The organism is Streptomyces sp. NRRL F-6676 (assembly GCF_000725625.1).
GTDB lineage: Bacteria > Actinomycetota > Actinomycetes > Streptomycetales > Streptomycetaceae > Streptomyces.
The window spans coordinates 1-5,377 of the sequence record NZ_JOHS01000101.1 but is presented as its reverse complement, the minus strand read 5'-3'; the positions used below and the strand labels follow the sequence as shown (position 1 = coordinate 5,377).

The following is a 5,377-nucleotide window of genomic DNA, read 5'->3' as shown; positions in this document are numbered from 1 at the left end:
CCTGGCCGACTGCTTCCCCGCGGTCGACTACTTCGAGAACTCCGGCCTGCCCTTCGTCATCGCCCTCAACGGCTTCGACGGCCAGCAGCCCTACAACCCCGAAGAGGTGCGCGAGGCCCTTCAGATCGGGCCCGACGCACCGATCATCACCACGGACGCCCGGCACCGGGCGGACGCCAAGTCGACCCTGATCACCCTGGTCGAGCACGCCCTGATGGCCCGGCTGCGGTAGCCGGCACGGAGGAGACCAGCACACAAGTCATTCACGCCGTACGGCAGTTGTCGTAGCCCCGGCGTAGAGGCGACGGAGCCGACTGTGGTGTTTGACACGGTCGGCCCCGTTGTTCATAACGTTTAGACGTAGAAATCGGTCTGCGCCGACACGCGTCGCGGTCGCTCGGTGCCGCTGCGCGCACGAAAGCCCCGTCTTTTGACGGGGCTCGCTCTTTTTGACCGATTTATCTGATGCTTACATCACGCGGAATCGTTGCTTTCCGATGTTTGGAAGAGCGGAGGTCCGCGTGCTGGAATGCCTGAACTGCCCAGTAGTCAAGGACGTACAGAACGACGTACAGGTTCATCGACAGGGCTCTGGAATCACCGCGGCACGACCGGGTGCCGGCGCCGAGAGGTTGTTGGTCGAGTGAGGCGAAGCAAGAACGGTCCCGAGCCGTCGGCACGGGGCAACTTCACCCCGCCGCCGCGCGGAGCGGCGCCCGCACAGGTTTCCGGACCGGAACCGACGGCGCCGCCCAAGTCCGGCGGCCGCCTCTCCCCCCGGAACTGGCGCGTGCCCACCCGGCTGAACGCGATCCTCCTCATACCCGTGGGGGTCGGTCTGGTCATGGGCGGCTTCCAGGTGAAGAGTTCGATCGACACCTGGAACGAGGCCCGGGACGCCGAGAGCACCGCCCGCCTGGTGCGCGCCTCCCTCACCTACGCCGACGCCCTCTACCAGGAACGGGACGTCTCCGCCGCTCCCCTGCTCCAGGGCAAGGGGGCCAAGGACTCCACCGTCGTCCAGGTCCGCGCCAACACGGACCAGGCCGCCGACGCCTTCGACCAGGCCGCCAAGGGCATGCCGCACAAGCCGGGCCTGGAGCGCCGGCTCGCCATCTTCCGCAAGTCCGAGACCGGGCTCGTCCCGCTGCGCCAGGCCGCGTACACCTCCAAGCTCACCGGCGTGCAGACCGAGGAGGGCTATGTCGAGGTCGCCCACCCGCTGATGGAGTTCGCCAACGAACTCGGCCTCGGCACCGGCAACATCACCAGCTACGGCCGTACCGTCTACGCCATCTCGCTGACCAAGGCGGCGCTGTCGCTGGAGCGGTCCATCGGCACGCATCTGCTGGTCAAGCCGGGCACGTCCGAGGACAGCCTGGGCAAGCAGCGGGTGGCGCTCTCTTCCTACGCCTATCTGGAGAACATCGCCGTCGAGGAGTACCTCGGCGGCGGCACCGAGCAGGACGCCGCCAAGCTGGACGCCGCCAAGTCCCAGCTGAAGGCGGACGGGCAGGAGCAGGCCAAGAAGGCCGCCGACGCGGCCGCGGCCCAGGGCGAGACCTACGTCCCGCCGCCCACCGACACCACCAAGATGGTCTCGGCGCTGGCCACGCTGCCCTCCACCGACCAGGCGGCCCGCGCCCAGCTCGCCGCCAAGGGCATCACGGCGCAGAACTGGTGGGGGGTGAACACCCTCAAGTACGACGCCTACCGCAAGATCGAGTCGGACCTCGCCGACAACGCGGTGACGGACGCCTCCGCCATCGCCGACGACGCCAAGCAGTCCGCGTTCATCACCGGCGGCATCGTGGTCATCGCCCTCCTGGCCGCGTTCCTGCTGGCCGGGCTCATGGCCCGGCAGATGAGCCGCTCGATGCGCCGGCTGCGCAACGCCGCGTTCGGCGTGGCCGAGCAGCGGCTGCCGATGCTGGTCGACCAGCTCTCGCGGACCGACCCCGGCCGGGTCGACACCCGGGTGGCGCCCATCCCGATCACCACCACGGACGAGATCGGCGAGGTCGCCCGCGCCTTCGACCAGGTGCACCGCGAGGCCGTGCGGCTCGCCGCCGAGCAGGCCCTGCTGCGGGGCAACATCAACGCGATCTTCACCAATCTCTCGCGCCGCAACCAGTCGCTGATCGAGGGCCAGCTCACCCTGATCACCGACCTGGAGAACAGCGAGGCCGACCCGGACCAGCTGGAGAGCCTCTTCCGGCTGGACCACCTCGCCACCCGTATGCGGCGCAACGGCGAGAACCTCCTCGTCCTCGCCGGCGAGGAGCCGGGCCGCCGCTGGGACCAGCCGGTCCCGCTGGTCGACGTGTTGCGCGCCGCCTCCTCCGAGGTGGAGCAGTACGAGCGCATCGAGCTGTCCGGCGTCCCCGAGGCCGAGATCCACGGCCGCGCGGTGACCGACCTCGTGCACCTGCTCGCCGAGCTGCTGGAGAACGCCACCACGTTCTCCTCCCCGCAGACCAAGGTCCGGGTGACCGCGACCCGGCTGCCCGACGGCCGGATCATGACCGAGATCCACGACAAGGGCATCGGTCTGACCGCCGAGGACTTCGCCGACATCAACCACAAGCTGGCCAACCCGCCCACCGTGGACGTGGCGATCTCCCAGCGCATGGGCCTGTTCGTGGTCGGCCGGCTCGCCGACCGGCACGGCATCCGGGTCCAGCTGCGCCCCTCGGGCGAGCAGGCCGGCACCACCTCGCTGGTCATGCTGCCGGACGCGATCACGCACGGCGGCGGCGGCGAGACCGCGCGGCAGGGCGGCGGCGAGTTCACCGTCTCCCAGCTCATCCCGGAGCAGCCCTTCCCCGGCGAGAACTTCGGCGGCCCGCAGCAGCGCACCGCCGCCGAACTCGGCTTCGACGACAGCCGCTACGCCGACGCCCCCGACGACCTCCGCGACCTGGACCCGGTCGGCCGCTCCCTGGCCCGCGGCGAGCGCCGGGCCGCGCTGGAGGCGCAGACCCAGGGCGAGCCCGCGGCGGAGAACCCCGAGCACGCCCAGGCGCAGCAGCCGTACCCGGACGACTTCACCGCGCAGTACGAGGCCCAGCAGTCCGCCTACGACAACGGGCAGGGCGGCCAGGACGGCTCCTACCCGGAGACACCCGCGGCCTACGCGCCGGACCAGGGCTACGCCGACCCGGCCACGGGCTACGACCAGCAGCGGCCGGGCTACGACCGCCAGGACGCGTACGAGCAGCCGCAGCAGCCCGCGTACGGCGAGACGTATTACGCGCAGGGGTCGGCTCCCGCTCCCGGCGGGGAGTTCCCGGTGCACGGCGGCTACCCGGAGCAGCCGTATGCGGAGCCCGCCCAGGACGCGCAGACGCCCACCGGAGCCGCGGCCGCGGATACGCGTACGGGTCTCGACAACGGCGCCTACCAGGAGAACTGGCCGCAGCAGGACGAGTTCTCGGGCGGATATCACTCCGACTACGCTCCGGAAACGGAATCCTCGCAGGCCGCTGACGTGGCCGAGCCCGACCGCGTAGGCTTCGACCGTCCGGGGCCGGCCCCCACCGCCGGCCATCAGCTGACCGACGCCGGACTGCCCCGCCGCGGCACCACCGCGAGCGGTGTGAACGGCGCCGGGGCGCGACAGCGGACGGCGGCACCCGAATCGCCGGCGGCGCCGGTGGAGCCGGGCGGCGACTGGCGCTCGGCCAACGACGAGCGCTGGCAGCACGCCTCCCAGCTCCGCAAGCCCAAGGCGGGCGGGGTGACCGCCTCCGGGCTGCCGCGCCGGGTGCCCAAGGCGAACCTCATGGAGGGCGCCGCGGAACCCACCGAGCAGGGGGGCCCACAGGTCTCCCGCGCCCCCGAGGACGTACGGGGCAGGCTGAGCAACCTGCGCCGGGGTGTCCAGCGGGGACGCAGCGCAGGAAGTGACAAGAACGGTCAGGCCACGACGAATGAACACAGTGGCCCTGACAGCACCTACAACCAGGAGCGTTAGTGTGAGCCCGATGAGCCAGGCGGCACAGAACCTGAACTGGTTGATCACCAACTTCGTGGACAACACCCCGGGGGTGTCCCACACGGTGGTGGTCTCCGCCGACGGCCTCCTTCTGGCGATGTCCGAAGGTTTCCCCCGCGACCGCGCCGACCAGCTGGCGGCCGTCGCGTCGGGTCTGACCTCGCTGACCGCGGGTGCCTCCCGCATCTTCGAGGGCGGGAGCGTGAATCAGACGGTTGTGGAGATGGAGCGGGGATTCCTGTTCATCATGTCCATTTCCGACGGCTCCTCCCTCGCGGTTCTCGCACACCCGGAGGCGGACATCGGCCTCATCGGGTACGAGATGGCCCTCCTGGTGGACCGTGCCGGTACGGTGCTGACACCCGATCTCCGTGCGGAGCTCCAGGGGAGCCTTCTCAACTGACAAACGGACCGTGCGTCTTGGCGTCCCGGGGCCGTAAGGTTTCGGGACGCGGCTTCCACAGGGTTGGGTGCCCGGCACAGTCGGAGGAGGAGAGATCGTGACAACACCCCCAGGCGGTTCGCCTTCGCAGAGCTGGTCGTACGGCCCCCAGCAGGGCCACGGCGACGGCTCGGGGCACCGGTACGACTTCTCCTCCACCCCCCGGCACGGCTCGCCGTACCCGCCGCAGGGTCCCGGTCCGTCGCCGTACGACCAGCCCTCGGCACCGCGCATCCAGCCCGTGCAGCCGCAGCGACGCAGCCCCGAGCCGGCGCCCGCGGGGGCGTCGAACCCCCTGGTGCGCCCGTACGCCATGACGGGCGGCCGCACCAGGCCCCGCTACCAGCTCGCCATCGAGGCGCTGGTGCACACCACCGCACAGCCGCACCAGATGCAGGGCCAGTTGCCCGAGCATCAGCGGATCTGCCAACTCTGCCGGGAAATCAAGTCGGTCGCCGAGATCTCGGCCCTCCTGACGATCCCTCTCGGCGTGGCCAGGATCCTCGTCGCCGACTTGGCGGAGGCGGGCCTGGTCGCCATTCATCAGCCCGGCGGCGACGAGAGCGCCGGCGGACAGCCAGACGTGACTTTGCTCGAAAGGGTGCTCAGTGGACTTCGCAAGCTCTAGCGGAGGGCCTTCCCGCTCCACCACGTCCGCGAAGATCGTGGTGGCGGGCGGCTTCGGCGTGGGCAAGACCACGTTCGTCGGCGCCGTCTCGGAGATCAACCCGCTGCGCACAGAGGCCGTCATGACGTCCGCTTCGGCCGGCATCGACGACCTGACCCACACCGGGGACAAGACCACCACCACGGTGGCCATGGACTTCGGCCGCATCACCCTCGACCAGGACCTGATCCTCTACCTGTTCGGCACGCCCGGCCAGGACCGCTTCTGGTTCATGTGGGACGACCTCGTGCGCGGCGCCATCGGCGCGGTG

At 70.5% G+C, this 5,377-nt stretch carries 4 protein-coding genes and 1 pseudogene; all 5 read left to right on the top strand.

Features of this window, described 5'->3' with window-relative positions; translation table 11 throughout:
• Positions 1-232, top strand: a pseudogene (locus tag IO29_RS30970) (ATP-binding protein); the annotation flags it as partial.
• A gap of 411 nt (positions 233-643) precedes the next feature.
• Positions 644-3,976: a sensor histidine kinase gene (locus IO29_RS30965; RefSeq protein ID WP_030383474.1), complete on the top strand. Its 3,333-nt coding sequence runs from the start codon at positions 644-646 to the stop codon at positions 3,974-3,976.
• 10 nt (positions 3,977-3,986) lie between these two features.
• Positions 3,987-4,400, top strand: a complete 414-nt coding sequence (locus tag IO29_RS30960; protein ID WP_004983065.1) for a roadblock/LC7 domain-containing protein — start codon at positions 3,987-3,989, stop codon at positions 4,398-4,400.
• Positions 4,401-4,497: 97 nt separating this feature from the next.
• Positions 4,498-5,067, top strand: a complete 570-nt coding sequence (locus IO29_RS30955; RefSeq protein ID WP_030383473.1) for a DUF742 domain-containing protein — start codon at positions 4,498-4,500, stop codon at positions 5,065-5,067.
• Positions 5,048-5,377 (top strand): GTP-binding protein (locus IO29_RS30950; RefSeq protein ID WP_037818490.1); only part of this gene is annotated, 330 nt, incomplete at its 3' end. The genes IO29_RS30955 and IO29_RS30950, both read left to right, overlap by 20 nt.